Here is a 17,124-nt window from a genome sequence, read left to right as displayed (position 1 = left end):
GGGAGGCGCAGATGCGGCTGACGAACAGTATGGTGATCCTCACCGGCGCGACCAACGGCGTCGGTTGGATAGTGGCGGAGCAGATCGCGGCCGGGGACAAGACATCCTCCTTCAACGGAGCCGCTCTCTCGGCAGACAACGGCCCCTGGGCCGAACGGTTGGGAGAACCGGAATGCTGATCCATGAGCGTCATGCTTCCGTCTCGCCGGCCCGCCGGCTGCCCGGGGCCGCCCACCCGTTCATGTTCGCGACTGGCATCGAGAACAGCTACCCGACGATCCTCGGGCGCGATGGCGCCACGCAGCGGGTCGACGAGATGGAGAAGACAGGGCATTACGGGCGCTGGCGAGAAGACTTCGCCCTGGTGCGAGATCTCGGCCTGGAGTACCTGCGCTGGGGGCCGCCCTATTACCGGGTCCACGCGGGGCCGGACCGCTACGACTGGTCTTACGCCGACGCGGCGCTCGCCGAGCTGCGGCGGCTCGGCATCGTGCCCATCGTCGACCTGTGCCATTTTGGCGTGCCGGACTGGATCGGCGATTTCCAGAACCCGGACTGGCCGGAGCTCTTCGCGGCCTATGCCGGCGCCTTCGCGGCGCGTTATCCGTGGGTCCGGTTCTACACGCCCGTGAATGAGATTTTCATCACGGCGACCTTTTCCGGCCAGATCGGCTGGTGGAACGAGCGCCTCGCTTCAGACCGCGGCTTCGTCACGGCGCTCAAGCACCTGGTTCAGGCCAATCTCCTGGCGGAGGAGGCAATCCTGCAGGCCCGGGGGCCGCAAGGCACGTTTTTCATTCAGAGCGAGTCGACGGAATACTTCCACGCCGAGAAGCCGGTGGCCGAGGAGCGCGCCGACTTCCACAACCAGAAGCGCTTCCTGTCCCTCGACCTGTGCTACGGCGTCGACGTGCGCGCCTGCATGTACGAGTACCTCCAGGACCACGGGATGACCCGCGGGGAGTACCACTGGTTCATGCGCGCGGGCCGGGCGGTGAAGCCGTTCTGCATCATGGGCAACGACTACTATGTCACGAACGAGCACTTGGTGCCGGCACAGGATGGGCCGATCACCGCATCCGGCGAAATCTTCGGCTACTACATCATCACCAAGCAGTACTACGACCGCTACCACCTGCCGGTGATGCACACCGAGACGAACCTGGCCGACGCGACGCGCGCGCCGGGCTGGCTGATGAAGGAGTGGGCCAACATGGTGCGCCTGCGCCAGGACGGTGTCCCGATCATCGGCTTTACCTGGTACAGCCTGATCGACCAGATCGATTGGGACACGGCGCTGCGCGAGGACAACGGGCGCGTGAACCCGCTCGGGCTCTTCGACCTCGACCGCCGGATCAGGCCCGTGGGGGAGGCCTACCGGCAACTCGTGGCGGAATGGCGCGAGATCCTGCCCGCCGAGAGCCTTTGCCTGGGGATCGGCTGAGGCGAAGGGCGAGCCCGGGTGACGGTGCATGGGGCTCCTCCGCAGGCAAGCGGGCTGGCCCGGATTGCGTCGCCCGCATTTCCCGAAGGCGTGATCGATTGGCTCCGCACTGCCGTGCTCACTCACTTGGATCCGGCCGCTTCTGGCGCCATTCGGGAAAGACCGATGGATCTAGCGCTTATTCCGCAGCCGGAGCCGGCAAGGCAGAACCTGCCCGTGCTCTGCCCCGCAGAAACTTACAACGAACAGGCCGCCCCCGGATGCGCCTCGGTCCGATGGCGCTGATCGGCAAACTGTGATGAGAGATGAAACGCATCATGCCCAGCTTCCCAAATCACTGCCGCGCAGTGATCGCGCCGTCGGATGCTGAGGCCCTGCTGTCAGGCGCGAAGTCCAGTATCCCGGTCTCAGGTTGCCCTTCCGGGTGTCGGTGTCGCGACCATCGGATGCGCTGGAATGCCTGAAACGTCGTGTGCAAGGCGCTGTAACCAAAAGGCCTTTCGCGCCGAACTTGAATATAGGAGCGCCAAGCTTGCGCTCCCAACAAGATCGGAGCCTCATTACCATGAAACGCCTTCTCCTCGCGTCCATCGCTGCAGCGATCATCTCAGGCGCCGCCCAAGCCCAGCCGACCACGGCTGGCGACAACGGCTTCGGACTGGCCTACCGGGGCACGCACCACCTGGATCGCAAGCTTACCCGACAGTTTCCGGAGGGGAGCTTTCCCCCGGGACACCGGCCGACGCCGCTGCAAGAGACGTTGGCCCGGAACGGAGCCGCGGCAGTCGACACCCAGCACTACAACAGCTGGCTCAAGCGCAACAACTAGCGCTCATACGCCCGCGCGGTGCCCATGTTGACCGGACGTGTGCCTCTTCGAGCCATCGGCATGGAGGCACCGTCAGCGGACATCGAGCTTGAAGATCACTGTGAAAACCATACGCATGCATTCCAACACGCCCGGCGACGCGCAAAGCACAAGACCCTGCGCCGACCGAATGTCTGCTGGCGGAGGGCCGGCATTCCGCGCCGGAGCCTTTCAGGTGCGCTTGCGACCTGCTGCATCCAAGGGCCTGGGTGGGCCTCCATGGTCATGCGGCGAGCCCTTGCGTCATCGACTTCCGATGTGAGGTCTGGCATTGATGCGGCGCGGGTCTTTTCAACGGCTTGCTGATCGCATGGGTTGGCGTTCAGTTCCGTCGTAGGCTTTCCGCAGGTTCTCACGCAGCTGCTCCTGTCCGCCCCTGGGTTGCGCATTCTGATCCCAAAGCCTCAGGCCATTTGCCCGCAAGACGTCCCGCTCGGCCTCAGGCGCACGGACCTCTTGCGCCAGCGCGGCATCTTGTACGCTCTCGCAGAATGTCATCATGGGCAGCAAGCCGGTCCCGGCTGCGGCCTCTGGATGCGCATGCCGAAACATCCCGCGGTCTTTGACCATGGTGATACAGGCCCTGGTGCGCCGCTCGGCCTCCTGTGAGAGAAGGCCATGGTCTCCATCGACGAAATGCACGTCATCATCGACAGGTGTCGATACCCCTTGCGACGCTCCTGTCGGGAACCTCGCTCCAGGCCACGAGAGGATCAAGATCGCGTTCGACTCTCCGAGCTTCGATGGGAAGAGGCGCCGGACGCGAACGGGGGCAGGGGTGCCCTGTCGCCCCTTGCCCCCGTTCGCGTCGCCGCTCGCCAAGTGGTATGGTACCGCCGCCGGACGTGGGAGTGATGCTCACGTCCGAGCCTGATCGCTCGACATGGAGAGACGAAGCCATGAGGAAGACAGCCGTTGCCCTCGCTTTCGCTGCCGGATTGGCGGCGACGCCCGCCCTGGCCTGTCCGATGATGAGCCGGGCCGCCGCTCAGACGACCGAAACCACGGCCGCCGCCAGACCGATGATGTGCGCTGCGCAGCCGACCGCCGCGCAGGCTCAGGCGCCTGGTCAGACGGCCCAACCGGCCCAGCCTGGCCAGTCGGCGGCCGGCGGGTGCTCCTGCTGCCGCAATATGGCGATGACGCAGCCTCAGCCGGGCCAGCCGGGCGGCATGGGCTCCATGCCAGGGATGCAAGACATGCCTGGCATGCCGGGCAACCCGCCGGCGGCGCAGAGCCCGGAGACCCAGCGGCCGAACTGATTGCGACCACGGGGTCAGGGTTGGAACCAGGGCGGGATGCACGTCGTCCGCGAACCGAAATCAGCATGTCACGCACGATCTGGTGTTGGCGTGACGCGGTTCTAGCCCGCCTCCAAGGGCGCATCGCACGCTCGCACACCTTCCTAGCTAGTGGCCCTGGACTCGGGAGCCTTCCGGCATTGGATCCCGTCCCGCCGCCCGACTAGCCTGCTGTCAGTGCGGTCGGATCACCGATGCACACACGCGGGGAGGCTGCCAGGCGGGAACATGGCCAAGAGGCCGTGCTGTGGGCATGGATGCGTTCTGCCTTCGTACGGACGTCTGCCGCATCAAGCGAGGAATGATTTTAGGTCGAGGGCTGTGGCCTGGGCGGCGGTGCCCTCCATGGCCCGCATCCGCTCGGCTTCGGTGGCGATTGGCCTGATGTGGCGCTTGACCTTGCAACCCTGGCAGGGTGCATCATCGGGTTCGATTGATGATGGAAAGAACATGGCCGCCTGGCACCCATTTGATCAAAAGATCCTCGCCGTGCTTGGGGAGGCCGTGGCCCAAGACCGGCTGGATATCGCGGAGCACCTGCTCCAGGCACTCGAAGCTCTTGACGACGAGCCGGGGCGCGGCTCGTCGCTGGGGGATGCCTATCTGCGCGTTGCCCGGCCGCGGAGGCGGCGGCATCCGCGGCAAGCCTCCTGATCGTCAGGCTCTGTTCAGATTCCTCTCTGGACCAAGGCCCCTTCGCCGCAACCCACCTCCGCACCGGCCCCACAGGGTATTGACCTTGCCACCATAGCAAGGTGCAGAGACGCTGGGATCGCACCTGAGGAAGGGATCCTGATGCTCTACCGTCACGCACTCCCGACGACGAATGCCGCAGGTGTTCTGCCCAGCCACGCCTTGTCGAATCTAATCTTTCGTGACACATATCCACTTTCGACGAACTGGAGCGTTTTCCCCTTGCGGCTGATGGGCACCATCATTGTTGCTCTACTTGCGATCACCATGGCGATCATTCCGATCTCCATGCCGCAGGCGGCCGCGTCGGCTGGGAACCACCACGCCGTCAGGGTCGACGCCGGGCACGAGAATGCCGCCGTTGACGGGGATCACGAGCACGCCGATGAACTGGCGGCGTCTCGCGACACTGCCCTGGATGCTTCGGCCGATCACCACCAGGGCTCCCAGGAATGCTCTGGCCCCGTTTGCTGCAGCATGAGCACATGCCACGCTTTCCAGGAGAGTGCGGCCCCCAACGTCTACTCCCCCACCGTCTCCCGTGCTCCCATGATTGTGGCCGGTGACGAGCAGGTCGGCGGCATCACCACGGGCGGTCTCGACCGCCCCCCACGAACCGTCTGAGCCAGGCGCGGGCCATCAGGCCCGCACGAACCGGCGTGCCTGCTCCTGAGAGCCGGCTGCGACCGTCCTGAAGCTCGAACCGGTCACCCTTCCCAGAACGCGATCAGAACGCCAAAAGCCCGTGATGGATGGACCCATGGTCCGCCAGCACTGGGCCGCGATTTTGATCCGCTCTGTGGAGGTCCCCCCAGAGACGGACCCCATGATGAAGCTAATCCCCTTTGTCGCGCTTGGCCTCGGCCTTGGCGCATGCGTGCCCACCACCCTTCCCACTTATCTGGCCGCGCCCGCCGATCCTTCCGTCGGCACCCGCAGCCCGGGCTATGCCTCCGTCACCGCGGGCGTGCGCAGCTACGACGTCGTCGAGCCCGGCGACTGGCGTGAGCTCAACCGGCGTGTGGCACCAGAGGGCGACCCGGAGCGGGGCGACTCCGACGACGCCGCCCGGCGCGGGCGGTGACCCATGACTGGACCAACAGGCACATCAGCCGCCAGGGGGCGGCGCGCCAACGCACGCGCTGAGGAAGGCAAGACAATGAACAAACAAAACGGCAAGGGGACATCCGGCCAGCGCCTGAAGCTGCTTGGAGGGGTGGCCGTTACCCTTCTCCTGGGCGGCTGCGTCTCGTTCTCGCCCGACGCGGGGCTCTCGGTGGCGCAGAACGTCGCCTACACCGAACTCAACAAGGATGTGGTCAAGGTCACGAACGAGGCCGAAGCGCTTGCCGCCCAGCAGCGGGCCGAGGAGTTGCTCCACCGCCCGCTCACGGCGGACAGCGCTGTGCAGATCGCGCTGCTCAAGAACCGGGGTTTGCAGGCGGACTTCAACGAGCTTGGCGTCTCGGAGGCCGAGTACGTCCAGGCGACGTTGCCTCCGAACCCGACGGTGGCCCTGTCGCGGCTCGGGGGCAGCCTGGAACTGGAGATCGAACGCCAGATCGTCATCGGACTGTTCGAGCTCGCCACCCTGCCGGCACGCGCGGCCATCGCCCAGCAGCAGTTCCGGGCGGCCCAGTTCCGCACTGCGGAAGCCGTGCTGCGGCTCGCGGCTGAGACGCGCCGAGAATACTACCGCGCCATTGCGGCCAACCAGCAGGTCGCCTTCACGCAGCAGGCGCTCGGGACAGCGGAGACCGCCTCTGAACTCGCCAAGCAGCTCGGCGAGAGCGGCTCTCTCAACAAGCTGGAGCAGGCCCGCGAGCATGCCTTCTACCAGGAGCTCGGAGCCCAGCTCGCCCGCGCCCGGATCGAGCAGAAGGTCGCCCGCGAACGCCTGATCCGGCAGCTCGGGCTGTGGGGGCGGGACATCGAATTCCGTCTGCCGAACTCGTTGCCGCCGCTGCCGGCCCGCATCGCCTCGGCCAAGGACATCGAGCGCAGGGCCTTGGAGAAACGTGTCGACCTGCAGGCATTGCGCAACGATCTGACCGGCGTGGCGGGTCAGTTTGGGCTGACCAACGCCACGCGTTTCGTGACCGACATCGAGCTCGCCGGTCTGTCCAGCTACGAGCGGGTGAAGTCTGTCACGGACGACGGTGAAATCGAGAAAGAGAAGATCAACCGGCGCGGGCTGGAGATCGAGTTCACGATCCCGATCTTCGACTTCGGAGCCACGGCGACGCGCGGCGCACAGGAAACCTACATGGCCGCCGCAAACCGCTTGGCCGAGCGGGCCGTCAACGTCCGCTCCGAGGCCCGCGAGGCCTATCTGCGCTACCGCGGCAACTACGACCTGGCCCGCCACTACCAGGGCCGTGTCCTGCCGCTGCAGAAGCGGATCCAGGACGAGGCCCTGCTCCAGTACAGCGGCATGCTCGTCGACGTGAGCCAACTCATCCTCGACGCCCGGGCCCGCATCCTCAGCAACGTCGACGCCATTAACGCCCGCCGCGACTTCTGGATCGCCGACACTGACCTCAAGGCTGCCCTGATCGGCGGCGGGGTCGGCGGCGGCGAAGGCGGCGAGACCACCACGGCCGCGGCCGGCGGCGGGGCCGCCGCTGGCGGACACTGAAATCTTAGAGGAGACACCCAATGACCGTATCGCGAAGAGGTTTTCTCGGCGCAGGGGGATTGGCCCTCGCCGGAGCCAGCATGATCAGCGGGCGCACGCAGGCCGCGAGCCTGCCCGAGGCGCCCACCATGACCGAGGCCACAATGCAGCCGCCGCTCTACCCGAAGAGCGGGCCGGACTACCAGCCCGTAGTCACGCTGAACGGCTGGACCCTGCCGTGGCGGCAGAACGGCGACTGGAAGGAGTTCCATCTCGTGGCCGAGCCCGTCGTGCGCGAACTCGCGCCCGGCATGAAGGCGCACCTGTGGGGCTACAACGGCCAGTCGCCAGGACCGACCATCGAAGCCGTCGAGGGCGACAGGGTGCGCATCTTCGTCACCAACAAGCTGCCGGAGAACACGGCGGTGCACTGGCACGGCCAGCTCCTGCCCAACGGCATGGACGGTGTCGGCGGACTGACCCAGCCCCACATCCCTCCGGGCAGGACGTTCGTCTACGAGTTCATCCTGCGCAAGTCCGGCACCTTCATGTACCACCCGCACTCGGACGAGATGGTGCAGATGGCGATGGGCATGATGGGCTTCTTCGTCGTGCACCCGCGCGATCCGGCCGAGCGCCGCGTCGACCGCGACTTCGTGTTTCTGCTCAACGCGTTCGACATCGAGGCCGGAAGCTACGTGCCGAACGTCAATGAGATGACCGACTTCAACCTCTGGTGCTGGAACTCACGGGTTTTCCCGGGAATCGATCACCTCGTGGCCCGTCAGGGCGACAAGGTGCGGGTTCGCTTTGGCAACCTGACCATGACCAACCACCCGATCCATATGCACGGCTACGACTTCAAGGTCACGGGCACGGACGGCGGCTGGGTGCCGGAAGGAGCGGCCTGGCCGGAGGTTTCGGTTGACGTGGCGGTTGGGCAGATGCGGGCCTTCGAGTTCGTGGCCGACGTGCCCGGCGACTGGGCGATCCACTGCCACAAGTCGCACCACACCATGAACGCCATGGGCCATGACGTGCGCAACTACATCGGCGTCAACATGAAGAAGACCACACCGGCACTGAAGAAGATCGCGCCGGGCTACATGCCGATGGGCTCGAACGGTATGGGCGAGATGGGATCGATGGAGATGCCGCTGCCCGACAACACGCTGCCGATGATGACGGGCTACGGCCAGTTCGGGCCCATCGAGATGGGCGGCATGTTTTCGGTCGTGAAGGTGCGGCCGGGTCTCGACGCAAACGATTACAAGGATCCGGGTTGGTACAAGCACCCGGAGGGGACGGTCGCCTACGAATGGACCGGCGAGCAGCTCGCCGAGCCCGCTCGGGCCACATCCCCCGACAGCGGCGTCACGGCGACGGAGTTCCGCGCCAAGGATCCGCGCAAGCGCCCCACCCGAACCGCCCAGGGCGGCGGACACGGCAACCACTGACCAATCGCAGCGACAAGGAGCTCACAAGCGATGAAACCGACCCTAACCCTGACGACGGGCCTTGCGGCCCTCCTTCTCACGACCGGTCTGGCCTTTGCCGGTCCCGGAGCGGCAGGCCACCACGACAAGGAAGCGGCCTACGGCAAGCCTGGCGATCCGAAGAAGGCAGCCCGCGTCGTCCCGATCAGCATGAAGGAAACCGATGACGGCAAGATGGTGTACTTCCCCGACAAGGTGGAAGTACGCACCGGAGAGCAGGTCAAATTCGTCCTGAAGAACAATGGCAAGGTCGATCACGAGTTCGTTCTCGATACCATAGAGAGCAACGCCAAGCACAAGGCCGAAATGCAGAAAAACCCCGACATGGAGCATGACGACCCGAACGCGCGGCGCCTGGCTGTGAGCAAGGGCGGAGAGATCGTGTGGCAGTTCACCAAGCCCGGCACCTTCGAATTCGCCTGCCTAATCCCCGGACACTACGAGTCCGGCATGCACGGCACCGTCGTTGTCAAGTAATGGCGTGGGCTCCCAACCTTCAACCAAACCCACAAAGGAGCTTCCGATGAAGCGCATCAACCTGGCCGCCACGGCCCTGATCGCCGGCCTCACCTTGTCGGGCGCCGCCCTCGCGCAGGACCTGCCGGTCGTGTCCGGCACCGTCGAGAAAGTCGACACCGCGCAGGGCAAGATCACCATCGACCACGGTCCGATCAAGAACCTCGACATGGACGCCATGACGATGGTGTTCCGCGCCCAGGACCCGGCTCTGCTCAAAGGCGTGAAGGCCGGCGACAAGGTGCAGTTCACCGCCGACCGCGTGAACGGCCAGATCAGCGTCACGTCGATCAAGAAGGGCTCGTAAGGCCCATCCGCCCCGCGGGTTTGCCGCCGCGGGGCGGCCTTTCCGCCGCAACAGAGAGAATCCGCATGAAACGCCTGACCGTCACCCTCACCGCCATCGGAGCCGCGCTGGCCGTCGTCGCCATCGGACCGGATCGCATCGCTCAGGCGCAGCCCGCCAAGGGGGCGGTGGCCGCCTTCGAGCGGGTGCTCGAAGTCATGAACGGCCGCTTCAAGGGCACGAAGCTCGTCGGGGACCCCGACAAGGACTTCGCTACGCTCGTCGTCGCCCACCACGAGGACCTGATCTTCCTGGCAAGAACGCAGCTGGAGCACGGCGGCGACCGGCAGTTGCGCCAGTTGGCCCAGAAGATCCTGGACGAGCAGCAGAAGCAGATTGCCGAACTGAAGGAGTGGCAGGTCCGCAGTCGCCAGGCTGACTACCGCGCGCAGCCGGACCAGCCGCCTCATGGATCGGGGCCTTTGGACCAGCGCGCGCAGGCCGCCCCGGCCTCGCAGGCCCAGGCCGCCGCTCCGACGGAACCCGCCGCGCAGCCCGCCGCACCCAATCTCCCGATGGTCTCCGGCACGGTTGAGAAGGTGGATGCCGGTGGCGGCAAGGTCACCATCGACCACGGCGCGATTCCGAACCTCAACATGGACGCCATGACGATGGTTTTCCGTGCTCAGGACCCTGCCATCCTCCAGGGTGTGAAGGAAGGCGACAAGATCCAGTTCCAGGCCGACCGTGTGAACGGCCAGATCTCCGTCGTCAGGATCGAGACCGGCAGGGCCCAGGCGGCCCTGACCCGGCCTGCGGCTCAGCCGGCCGCCGCGACGAACCTCCCCACGGTGTCCGGCACGGTCGAGAAGGTCGACTCTGCCCAAGGCAAGGTCACCATCGATCATGGGCCGATCCCGAACCTGAACATGGATGCCATGACCATGGTGTTCCGGGCGCAGGATCCGGCGGTGCTCAAGGGCGTGAAGGCAGGGGACAAGGTTCAGTTCCAGGCTGACCGCGTGAACGGCCAGATCTCCGTCGTCAGTATTCGCAAGGGCAGGTAGCCACGAGACTCCGTCCGGTCCCAACCCCGGGCGGACCGTCGCCGGTCGCCGCGCTTTCAGAGCCGCCGCGGCAGCCAGCGGCATCCAAGAACAACAACCAAGAACAACAACAAGGAAACCTCTATGCATTCGATGAAGCGGTTCGTTGCCGTCGGGGCGGCTGTTGCCACGATGGCAGCCTATTCCATCCTGCAGCCTTGCTCCGCCAAGGCTGACGACGAGGGAGCCGTCTTCGGCGATGTCACGGTCACGCAGGTCGCCGCCACCCCGGCTCGGGCCGGAGAAATGGCCATCGTCACCCTCTCGGTCGAGAACTCCGGAGAGGACCGCGTACTGATCACGGGGTTGCGTCTGCCGGATGGGGAGCCATCGCGGATCATGGGATCCTTCGGCCAGGGCCACACCGGCGAGATCGGGACGCTGCCGGTCCGGTCGGGCGCCACGGAGAGCCTGGATGGCCGCAAGGTCTGGATCGAGGTCGGCCCCCTCGCCCGGGACCTTGAGCCGGATACGACGGTTCCGGCGCGCCTGGTTCTCGGCTCCTATGAGAGCCCGCTGACGCTCCATGTCGGTCCCCTCGCCACCGGCTCGACCCGGAGTGCCGGTCCGGACACCGCAAAGATCGCCGATGGGGGTCCGGCGCAGCCACGCAACCGCACCGGATGCTGAGCCTGATCCGCCGCCGGGATCCGCGCCCACCGGAGAGCGATGGCCCGAACAGGCCCCTCCTCGGTCGGCATCCGGCCAGCGGGCTACCCGAATACCTGGAGAACGACTTCGACCGCCGAGCCCTGGTGCCACGGCTTCTGGTCCTGGCGATCCTCGGGGCCGGCGCCCTCCTCGAATACGGCCATGGCCACCGGGAAGGTCATTGGATCGTGCTGGTGGTCTACGGGCTGACAACGGTCGTGCTGGCGTTGTCGTCGCGGTTTGGCGTCGGCCGGTCATGGCTGCCGTGGGCTGCCACGGTGACCGATGCGGCGCTGGCGGTCTATGTCATTGCCGACCATCTGCCGCGCGATGCGCACGATCTCTTCCTCGCGACGGACGCGGTCAGCCTGCTACCGGCCATTCTCCTCCTCATCCAGACGGGAATGCGCTTGCGCCGTGATCTTGTCGCCGCCTTTGCCGGGATCGTGGCTGGAGGTTGGCTCACGGCGCTCGCCCTGCTCACGCATTCCGCGTCGCTTCCCGCGACCGGGCCCACGCCCGCCTTCGCGTTCCGGCAGACGCTCGGGTTTCTGTCGTTCGCCGTTGCAGCGGGCTTCGTCCTCTACGCGGTGCACCGCACGCGGCTGGCCTGGGCGGCCGTGCTGAAGGCGCGATGGGACCGGATGCTCCTGTCGCGCTTCCTGCCCGAGGGGATCGCCGCCGAGGTGGTGGCCAGCGAGGAGACGGCGGAGGTCACCGAGCGCCATGCCTGTCTGCTGGCCGTCGACATCCGCGGCTTCTCCGCGCTGACCCGGGAACGGCCGGGCCGCGAGGTCATCGATGATTTGATGGCGTTCCGGCGCTTCGTCCACGACGCGGTCTCACGCCACGGCGGCATCGTTGACAAGTACCTGGGGGACGGCGTGCTCGCCGTGTTCCTCGACGGCTCGCCCGAGGAACAGGCGGCCCGGGCTTTCGACGCAGCCAACGAGATCCTGCGCCCCCTGAACACCTGGAGAAGCCATGACGAGATGCCGTCTGGCACCCACGTCATTGCCACGCTCCACTGCGGCTTTGTCCTCGCCGGCGTCTTCGATGACGGGCGGCGCGCCGAGTTCACGGTGCTCGGACCCGCGATGAACGCACTGCCGCGGATGGAGCGGCGATCCAAGCAGGCCAACTTGGGCGTCGTTGCCTCAAAGCGGTTCCTGCGGCTGCTGACGCCCTCCCGACGCGCCCGGCTCGATGCCCGTCCGGTCGAGCGGCGCCCTGGCGATGAGGACGTGCCAGACATCCTGTCCGTCCGGTTCACTGAAGCCGGGGCCACTGTCCAGGAAGGAACCGTGCATTGAACCATGTCCTTGAATACGGCGGTTTGTTCGCGGCGGCGTTCCTGTCCGCGACGGTCCTGCCGTTCCAGTCCGAGGTCGTGCTGTTCGGGCTCCTGGTCTCGGAGCACTACACGTGGTGGCTGCTCGTGATCGTGGCGAGCATCGGCAACACCCTCGGCTCGGCGGCGAACTGGCTGCTGGGGCGCCTGCTCGCCACCTTCGAGGACCGGCCCTGGTTCCCGCTCAAGCGCGAGTCAATCAAGCGGGCCGAGGCTTGGTATCATCGCTACGGACGCTGGTCGCTGCTTCTCAGCTGGGTGCCGTTCATTGGCGATCCGCTCACGATTGTCGCCGGCGTGCTGCGGGAGCCGTTCCCCATCTTTCTCGCCATCGTGGCGGTGGCGAAGATGGCGCGGTATTTCGCCGTGGCGGCGCTGACATTCGGGTGGTTCTAGGCTCCCATTGCGACGCTTTGGGAGTTGTCGTCACAGGGTCCGGGAGCATTCGGCAATGGGCTAGCCGACTGCCATCAGACAGGAGGCGGCCATGAAGTCGCGTGGGCTGATGATCATCGTGGCGGCGCTGACCGCCTTCTCCGCTCCCCCGGCATTGGCGCATGATTGGTACCCGGCCGCATGCTGCAGCCAGCGCGATTGTAGGCACTTGGAAGAGGCTGACGGCGAGACGGTGCTCGAAATCCCGGGCGGGTGGCAGCTGTGGGACGGCCGGATCGTGCCACGGGGCACGGCCAAGCTGTCGCCCGACCGCCTGTTTCACCTGTGCGAGCTCCCGGACAGGCGCATCATCTGCTTCTTCGCTCCACCTGGCGCCTCATGACGCAGTGCTCGACCTGCAATGGCCGGGCACTGCGTAACAGGGGGCGGCAACGCCGTTTCACAGCCGCGCGGCGCGCAGGCGCAGGGCATTCGCGATGACGCTCACCGAAGATAAGGCCATGGCCGCTGCGGCGATGACTGGCGACAGCAGGATCCCGAACACCGGGTAGAGCACGCCCGCCGCCACCGGCACGCCGAGCGCGTTGTAGATGAAGGCGAAGAACAGGTTCTGGCGGATGTTGCCCATCACGGCCTGTGACAGCCGCCGTGCCCGGATGATCCCTGTCAGGTCACCCTTGAGCAGGGTCACGCCCGCACTCTGAATGGCCACGTCCGTTCCCGATCCCATGGCGATGCCGACGTCCGCAGCAGCCAGAGCCGGAGCATCGTTTACTCCATCGCCGGCCATGGCCACCACCCGGCCCTCGCTTTTGAACTTCTCGACAACGGCGCTCTTCTGCTCGGGCAGGACCTCCGCCTCAATCTCGGGGATCCCAAGCCGGCGGGCCACGGCCTCAGCCGTCGTGCGGTTGTCGCCCGTGAGCATGACGACCCGGATGCCTTCCTTCTTCAATGCCGCCAGGGCCTCCGGCGTCGAGGCCTTCACCGGGTCGGCAATGGCCAGAATGCCGGCAGGCCGGCCATCGACTCCAGCGAAGATTGCCGTGGCGCCATCCCGCCTCAGGTCGTCAGCCGCCTTGGCCAGCGGAGCCACATCGACACCATGCTCAGCAAGGAACTTGGCGTTGCCGAGCACGACGCGCCGTCCTTCAACGGTTCCCAAGGCCCCCTTGCCGGTCGGGGAGTCGAATTCGCCCACCGGGGCGGTGGCGACCTTCCTGGTTTCGGCCGCAGCCACGATGGCGATAGCCAGCGGGTGCTCGCTCGCACGCTCAACACTGGCGGCCAGACGCAGGATCTCCGTCTCGCTAAACCCTTCACCGGGAACGATGGCCGTGACGGCAGGCTTGCCCTCGGTGAGCGTGCCGGTCTTGTCGACAACTAAGGTGTCGACCTTCTCCATGTGCTCCAACGCCTCGGCATTCTTGATGAGGACGCCAGCCTGGGCGCCGCGCCCGACGCCGACCATGATCGACATCGGCGTGGCTAGGCCAAGGGCACAGGGACAGGCGATGATGAGCACCGAAACCGCAGCCACGAGGCCGAACGCGAGACGGGGATCGGGTCCCCAGATCGCCCAAGCGGCAAAGGCTAGGAGCGCCACCACAATCACTGCGGGCACGAAGTAGCCGGAGACTTGGTCAGCAAGGCGCTGGATCGGAGCGCGGCTGCGCTGAGCCTCGGCCACGAGCTGGACGATCTGCGACAGCATCGTATCTCGGCCAACCTTCCGGGCCTCGATGACGACGCCGCCGGACTGGTTCATCGTGCCGCCGATCACCGTGTCACCGACGGATTTCGTGACAGGCATGGACTCGCCTGTGACCATCGACTCATCGATGGAGCTGCGGCCATCGACGACAGCGCCGTCCACCGGGACCTTCTCACCCGGGCGCACCCGCAGGCGGTCGCCGACATGCACAGCATCAAGCTGGACCTCCTCCTCGGAGCCATCGGCGCGAATGAGCCTTGCGGTCTTGGGCGCCAAATCGAGGAGCGCCCGGATGGCGCCGCTGGTGTTCTCCCGGGCGCGAAGTTCGAGCACCTGCCCGAGCAGGACGAGGACGGTGATCACCGCCGCTGCTTCGAAGTACACGGCGACCGAGCCGTCGTGCCCGCGGAAGGCGGCCGGGAAGATGTCTGGCATCAGCGTCGCGATCACGCTGTAGACCCAGGCCACCCCAGTGCCCATGGCGATCAGGGTAAACATGTTGAGGCTGCGGTTCACAAGCGACTGCCAGCCCCGCACGAAGAACGGCCAGCCGGCCCAGAGCACGACCGGCGTGGCGAAGGCGAGCTGGATCCAGTTGGACGTGCCGCGCGGAATGAGATGATCCAGGCCGGTGAGGTGAGCTCCCATCTCCAGCGCGAACACGGGCACGGTCATGGCCAGGCCGACCCAGAACCGCCGGGTCATGTCGATGAGCTCGGCGTTGGGCGTTGCCTCGGCGCTCACAAGAACCGGCTCCAAAGCCATGCCGCAGATCGGGCAGGAGCCGGGGCCGACTTGGCGGATCTCGGGGTGCATCGGGCAGGTGTAGATCGTGCCCTCGGGAACGGGCTCGGCCTTCCTGGCCGCTGCTGGCTCAACGTACTTCGCGGGCTCGGCCACGAACTTCGACTTACAGCCAGAGGAGCAGAAATAGTAGGGATGGCCGTTGTGGTCTGCCTTGTGCCGGGCGCTGTGGGGATCGACCCACATCCCGCAGACCGCGTCCTTCACCTTATGGCCATCGGCCGCCGGCTCAGAATGACCGTGATGGTGGTGCTCATGGCCCGCCGGACCGGCCGCATGGACGTGAGCGCCATGCCCGCGTTTGTGCCCATGGGTGGGTTCGCTGTGCCCATCGTGGTGAACGTGCTGCTTGTCGTCGGCCATCGCTTGTCTCCTTGAGACCACGGATTCGATGTTCGACAGGCGGTCTAGACCCTCCCATCATGGGAAGGTCAAGCCTGGATGCTCCAAGTGCCCGCTGACCACCTCGGGCCAGCGGGCACCACCCTTTCACTGCCGGCTCAAAGTGCCCGACGTCAGTTGCTTCCTTCCTTCTTGGCGTTTTTCTTCAGCCAGTCCTTCATCTCGGCGATCTCCTGCTCCTGCGCCTTGATCACCGTCTCCGCCATCTTCTTGGCCTCGGCATTGTCGCCGGTCTTGAGGACGACGCGCGCCATGTCAATGGCACCCTGGTGGTGGGGGATCATCCCGCAGACGAAGGCGACGTCGGGGTCCTTGATCATGTGGGCGGCCATCATGGGACCGTGCATCTTCATCATGGTGTCCATGTAGCCCTTTTGAGCCTCGTTCATGTTGGCCATCATGCCCTGCATGCTTTGCATCATGCCTGACATGTCCATGCCTTGCATGTTTGGCATCGGCCCGCCGGCCTGAGCCGCGGTCCGGCACTCCTCCGGCAGCCCCTCGGCGGACATGGCCATTTGGCCGCCTGAGGGATGCTGCATCTGGCCTTGGTTCTGCTGGGCCGCGGCGCCCCAAACGCTGACGGAGAGAACGGCGGTGGCGATGGCAATCCTTCGTATAGTCATAGGGGTTCCTTTCGATTGTATGTGCGGATCAGGCTGCCATCCTGCGGCAGCTTTCCGCGCAGCGGCGGCATTGGTCGACGCAATCCTGCATGTCGCCGACCTGTTCGCAGGACCGGGCGCACTCCTCGCAGATCTCCGCGCACTCGCGGCAAGTGTGCTTGTGGTGAGGCGTTCCGATCAGCATGAAATGGGCCGAGGTCCGGCAGATCTCGGCGCAGGCCATCATGATGCGCATGTGGCCGGGCTCGACGTGCTTGCCTCCCTGCTCCAGGCAATGGTTCATCGCCATGCCGAGGCAGGTCTGGTAGCAGCGCAGGCATTCGTCGATGCAGGACTGCATGTCGGACATCTGGTGCATGGTGTTCTCCTGATTCAGGCGCGGTGAAGTCTTCAGCCCATGCAGACGCGGCGCCTGACGCGCCACCGGGCCGGCTTTCATCGCAAGCGGCATGGCCGCTTCACTCTGATCAGGCGCGTTTCGGTGGGCGGTCGATGCCGAACAGCATGGCCGGCACGGGCGTCAGGTCCGGCGGGATCGGGACCACCTCGGACAGTGGCACGCCCTGCGTCAGGTTCGCAGGGATGGGGAAGACGGCCATGATGCAGCCGGGATGGCAGCAGAACTGGCCGGCCGCATAGGGCTTGGAAGCACCGCTGTGGTGGTGATCGGGCTGGCCAGGGGACGCATGTGCGGTCTGCACCGCCTGGGAGGATGGTACGTGGTCAGATGTTCCCGCCCGGACAGCCGCGTACAGCGGCGCGCTGGCGAGGCCGAGGAGCTATGGCGGAAAGTGGGTGATGCTGGATTGAGAAAGGCGGCGTATCGAGGCGGGTGACGAGCCTGCCAGAACCT

The 17,124-nt window shown here is 66.0% G+C and carries 20 protein-coding genes; 16 read left to right on the top strand and 4 right to left on the bottom strand.

What is annotated here, in order from left to right:
* The first annotated feature begins 11 nt into the window (after nucleotides 1-11).
* From JAO75_RS23295 to JAO75_RS23220, 16 genes are all read left to right on the top strand, one after another.
* Nucleotides 12-179 carry a hypothetical protein gene (locus JAO75_RS23295; protein ID WP_199051601.1) on the top strand — a complete coding sequence of 56 codons (168 nt, stop codon included), beginning with the start codon at nucleotides 12-14 and terminating at the stop codon, nucleotides 177-179.
* On the top strand, nucleotides 173-1,444 hold the full coding sequence (locus JAO75_RS23290) for a family 1 glycosylhydrolase (RefSeq protein ID WP_246742675.1): 1,272 nt from the start codon (nucleotides 173-175) through the stop codon (nucleotides 1,442-1,444). Before JAO75_RS23295 ends, JAO75_RS23290 begins: the two co-directional genes overlap by 7 nt.
* Nucleotides 1,445-2,009: 565 nt before the next feature.
* Nucleotides 2,010-2,273 carry a hypothetical protein gene (locus tag JAO75_RS23285; RefSeq protein WP_199051600.1) on the top strand — a complete coding sequence of 88 codons (264 nt, stop codon included), beginning with the start codon at nucleotides 2,010-2,012 and terminating at the stop codon, nucleotides 2,271-2,273.
* A gap of 938 nt (nucleotides 2,274-3,211) precedes the next feature.
* The gene (locus JAO75_RS23280; protein ID WP_199051599.1) at nucleotides 3,212-3,574 is read left to right on the top strand and encodes a hypothetical protein; all 363 of its coding nucleotides are present in this window, start codon (nucleotides 3,212-3,214) and stop codon (nucleotides 3,572-3,574) included.
* A 384-nt stretch (nucleotides 3,575-3,958) separates the two neighbouring features.
* The gene (locus tag JAO75_RS23275) at nucleotides 3,959-4,267 is read left to right on the top strand and encodes a hypothetical protein (RefSeq protein WP_199051598.1); all 309 of its coding nucleotides are present in this window, start codon (nucleotides 3,959-3,961) and stop codon (nucleotides 4,265-4,267) included.
* Nucleotides 4,268-4,528: 261 nt separating this feature from the next.
* A complete protein-coding gene (locus tag JAO75_RS23270; protein WP_199051597.1) occupies nucleotides 4,529-4,930 on the top strand; it encodes a hypothetical protein in 402 nt (133 codons plus the stop codon).
* Between the two features lie 175 nt (nucleotides 4,931-5,105).
* Entirely contained in the window at nucleotides 5,106-5,390 is a 285-nt protein-coding gene (locus tag JAO75_RS23265; RefSeq protein ID WP_199051596.1) for a hypothetical protein, read from the top strand.
* Nucleotides 5,391-5,465: 75 nt separating this feature from the next.
* The gene (locus JAO75_RS23260) at nucleotides 5,466-6,944 is read left to right on the top strand and encodes a TolC family protein (RefSeq protein ID WP_199051595.1); all 1,479 of its coding nucleotides are present in this window, start codon (nucleotides 5,466-5,468) and stop codon (nucleotides 6,942-6,944) included.
* A gap of 20 nt (nucleotides 6,945-6,964) precedes the next feature.
* Nucleotides 6,965-8,380, top strand: coding sequence for a multicopper oxidase family protein (locus JAO75_RS23255; protein WP_199051594.1), 1,416 nt, complete (start codon nucleotides 6,965-6,967; stop codon nucleotides 8,378-8,380).
* A 30-nt stretch (nucleotides 8,381-8,410) separates the two neighbouring features.
* Nucleotides 8,411-8,896: a cupredoxin domain-containing protein gene (locus tag JAO75_RS23250; protein ID WP_199051593.1), complete on the top strand. Its 486-nt coding sequence runs from the start codon at nucleotides 8,411-8,413 to the stop codon at nucleotides 8,894-8,896.
* A gap of 46 nt (nucleotides 8,897-8,942) precedes the next feature.
* Nucleotides 8,943-9,242, top strand: a complete 300-nt coding sequence (locus JAO75_RS23245; RefSeq protein WP_199051592.1) for a copper-binding protein — start codon at nucleotides 8,943-8,945, stop codon at nucleotides 9,240-9,242.
* Nucleotides 9,243-9,307: 65 nt separating this feature from the next.
* Nucleotides 9,308-10,288 carry a copper-binding protein gene (locus tag JAO75_RS23240; protein ID WP_246742674.1) on the top strand — a complete coding sequence of 327 codons (981 nt, stop codon included), beginning with the start codon at nucleotides 9,308-9,310 and terminating at the stop codon, nucleotides 10,286-10,288.
* 132 nt (nucleotides 10,289-10,420) lie between these two features.
* Nucleotides 10,421-10,957 carry a hypothetical protein gene (locus tag JAO75_RS23235; protein WP_199051591.1) on the top strand — a complete coding sequence of 179 codons (537 nt, stop codon included), beginning with the start codon at nucleotides 10,421-10,423 and terminating at the stop codon, nucleotides 10,955-10,957.
* Entirely contained in the window at nucleotides 10,951-12,291 is a 1,341-nt protein-coding gene (locus JAO75_RS23230; RefSeq protein WP_199051590.1) for an adenylate/guanylate cyclase domain-containing protein, read from the top strand. Before JAO75_RS23235 ends, JAO75_RS23230 begins: the two co-directional genes overlap by 7 nt.
* A complete protein-coding gene (locus tag JAO75_RS23225; protein WP_199051589.1) occupies nucleotides 12,288-12,725 on the top strand; it encodes a YqaA family protein in 438 nt (145 codons plus the stop codon). The genes JAO75_RS23230 and JAO75_RS23225 overlap by 4 nt, the downstream gene beginning before the upstream one ends.
* 91 nt (nucleotides 12,726-12,816) lie before the next feature.
* Nucleotides 12,817-13,107: a hypothetical protein gene (locus JAO75_RS23220; protein WP_199051588.1), complete on the top strand. Its 291-nt coding sequence runs from the start codon at nucleotides 12,817-12,819 to the stop codon at nucleotides 13,105-13,107.
* Between the two features lie 57 nt (nucleotides 13,108-13,164).
* Here the strand turns inward: JAO75_RS23220 and JAO75_RS23215 are convergent, their stop codons facing one another.
* The 4 genes from JAO75_RS23215 to JAO75_RS23200 all read right to left on the bottom strand — a co-directional run bounded on the left by JAO75_RS23215 (nucleotide 13,165) and on the right by JAO75_RS23200 (nucleotide 16,972).
* Nucleotides 13,165-15,606 carry a heavy metal translocating P-type ATPase gene (locus JAO75_RS23215; protein ID WP_199051587.1) on the bottom strand — a complete coding sequence of 814 codons (2,442 nt, stop codon included), beginning with the start codon at nucleotides 15,604-15,606 and terminating at the stop codon, nucleotides 13,165-13,167.
* A gap of 152 nt (nucleotides 15,607-15,758) precedes the next feature.
* Entirely contained in the window at nucleotides 15,759-16,271 is a 513-nt protein-coding gene (gene copM, locus JAO75_RS23210; protein WP_199051586.1) for a CopM family metallochaperone, read from the bottom strand.
* A 28-nt stretch (nucleotides 16,272-16,299) separates the two neighbouring features.
* Entirely contained in the window at nucleotides 16,300-16,629 is a 330-nt protein-coding gene (locus JAO75_RS23205) for a four-helix bundle copper-binding protein (RefSeq protein ID WP_199051585.1), read from the bottom strand.
* A 109-nt stretch (nucleotides 16,630-16,738) separates the two neighbouring features.
* Nucleotides 16,739-16,972, bottom strand: a complete 234-nt coding sequence (locus JAO75_RS23200; RefSeq protein WP_199051584.1) for a hypothetical protein — start codon at nucleotides 16,970-16,972, stop codon at nucleotides 16,739-16,741.
* Nucleotides 16,973-17,124 lie beyond the last annotated feature (152 nt).

Origin of the sequence: Microvirga splendida (genome assembly GCF_016427565.1) — a bacterium.
GTDB lineage: Bacteria > Pseudomonadota > Alphaproteobacteria > Rhizobiales > Beijerinckiaceae > Microvirga > Microvirga splendida.
This window is presented reverse-complemented; position numbering and strand designations above follow the sequence as displayed.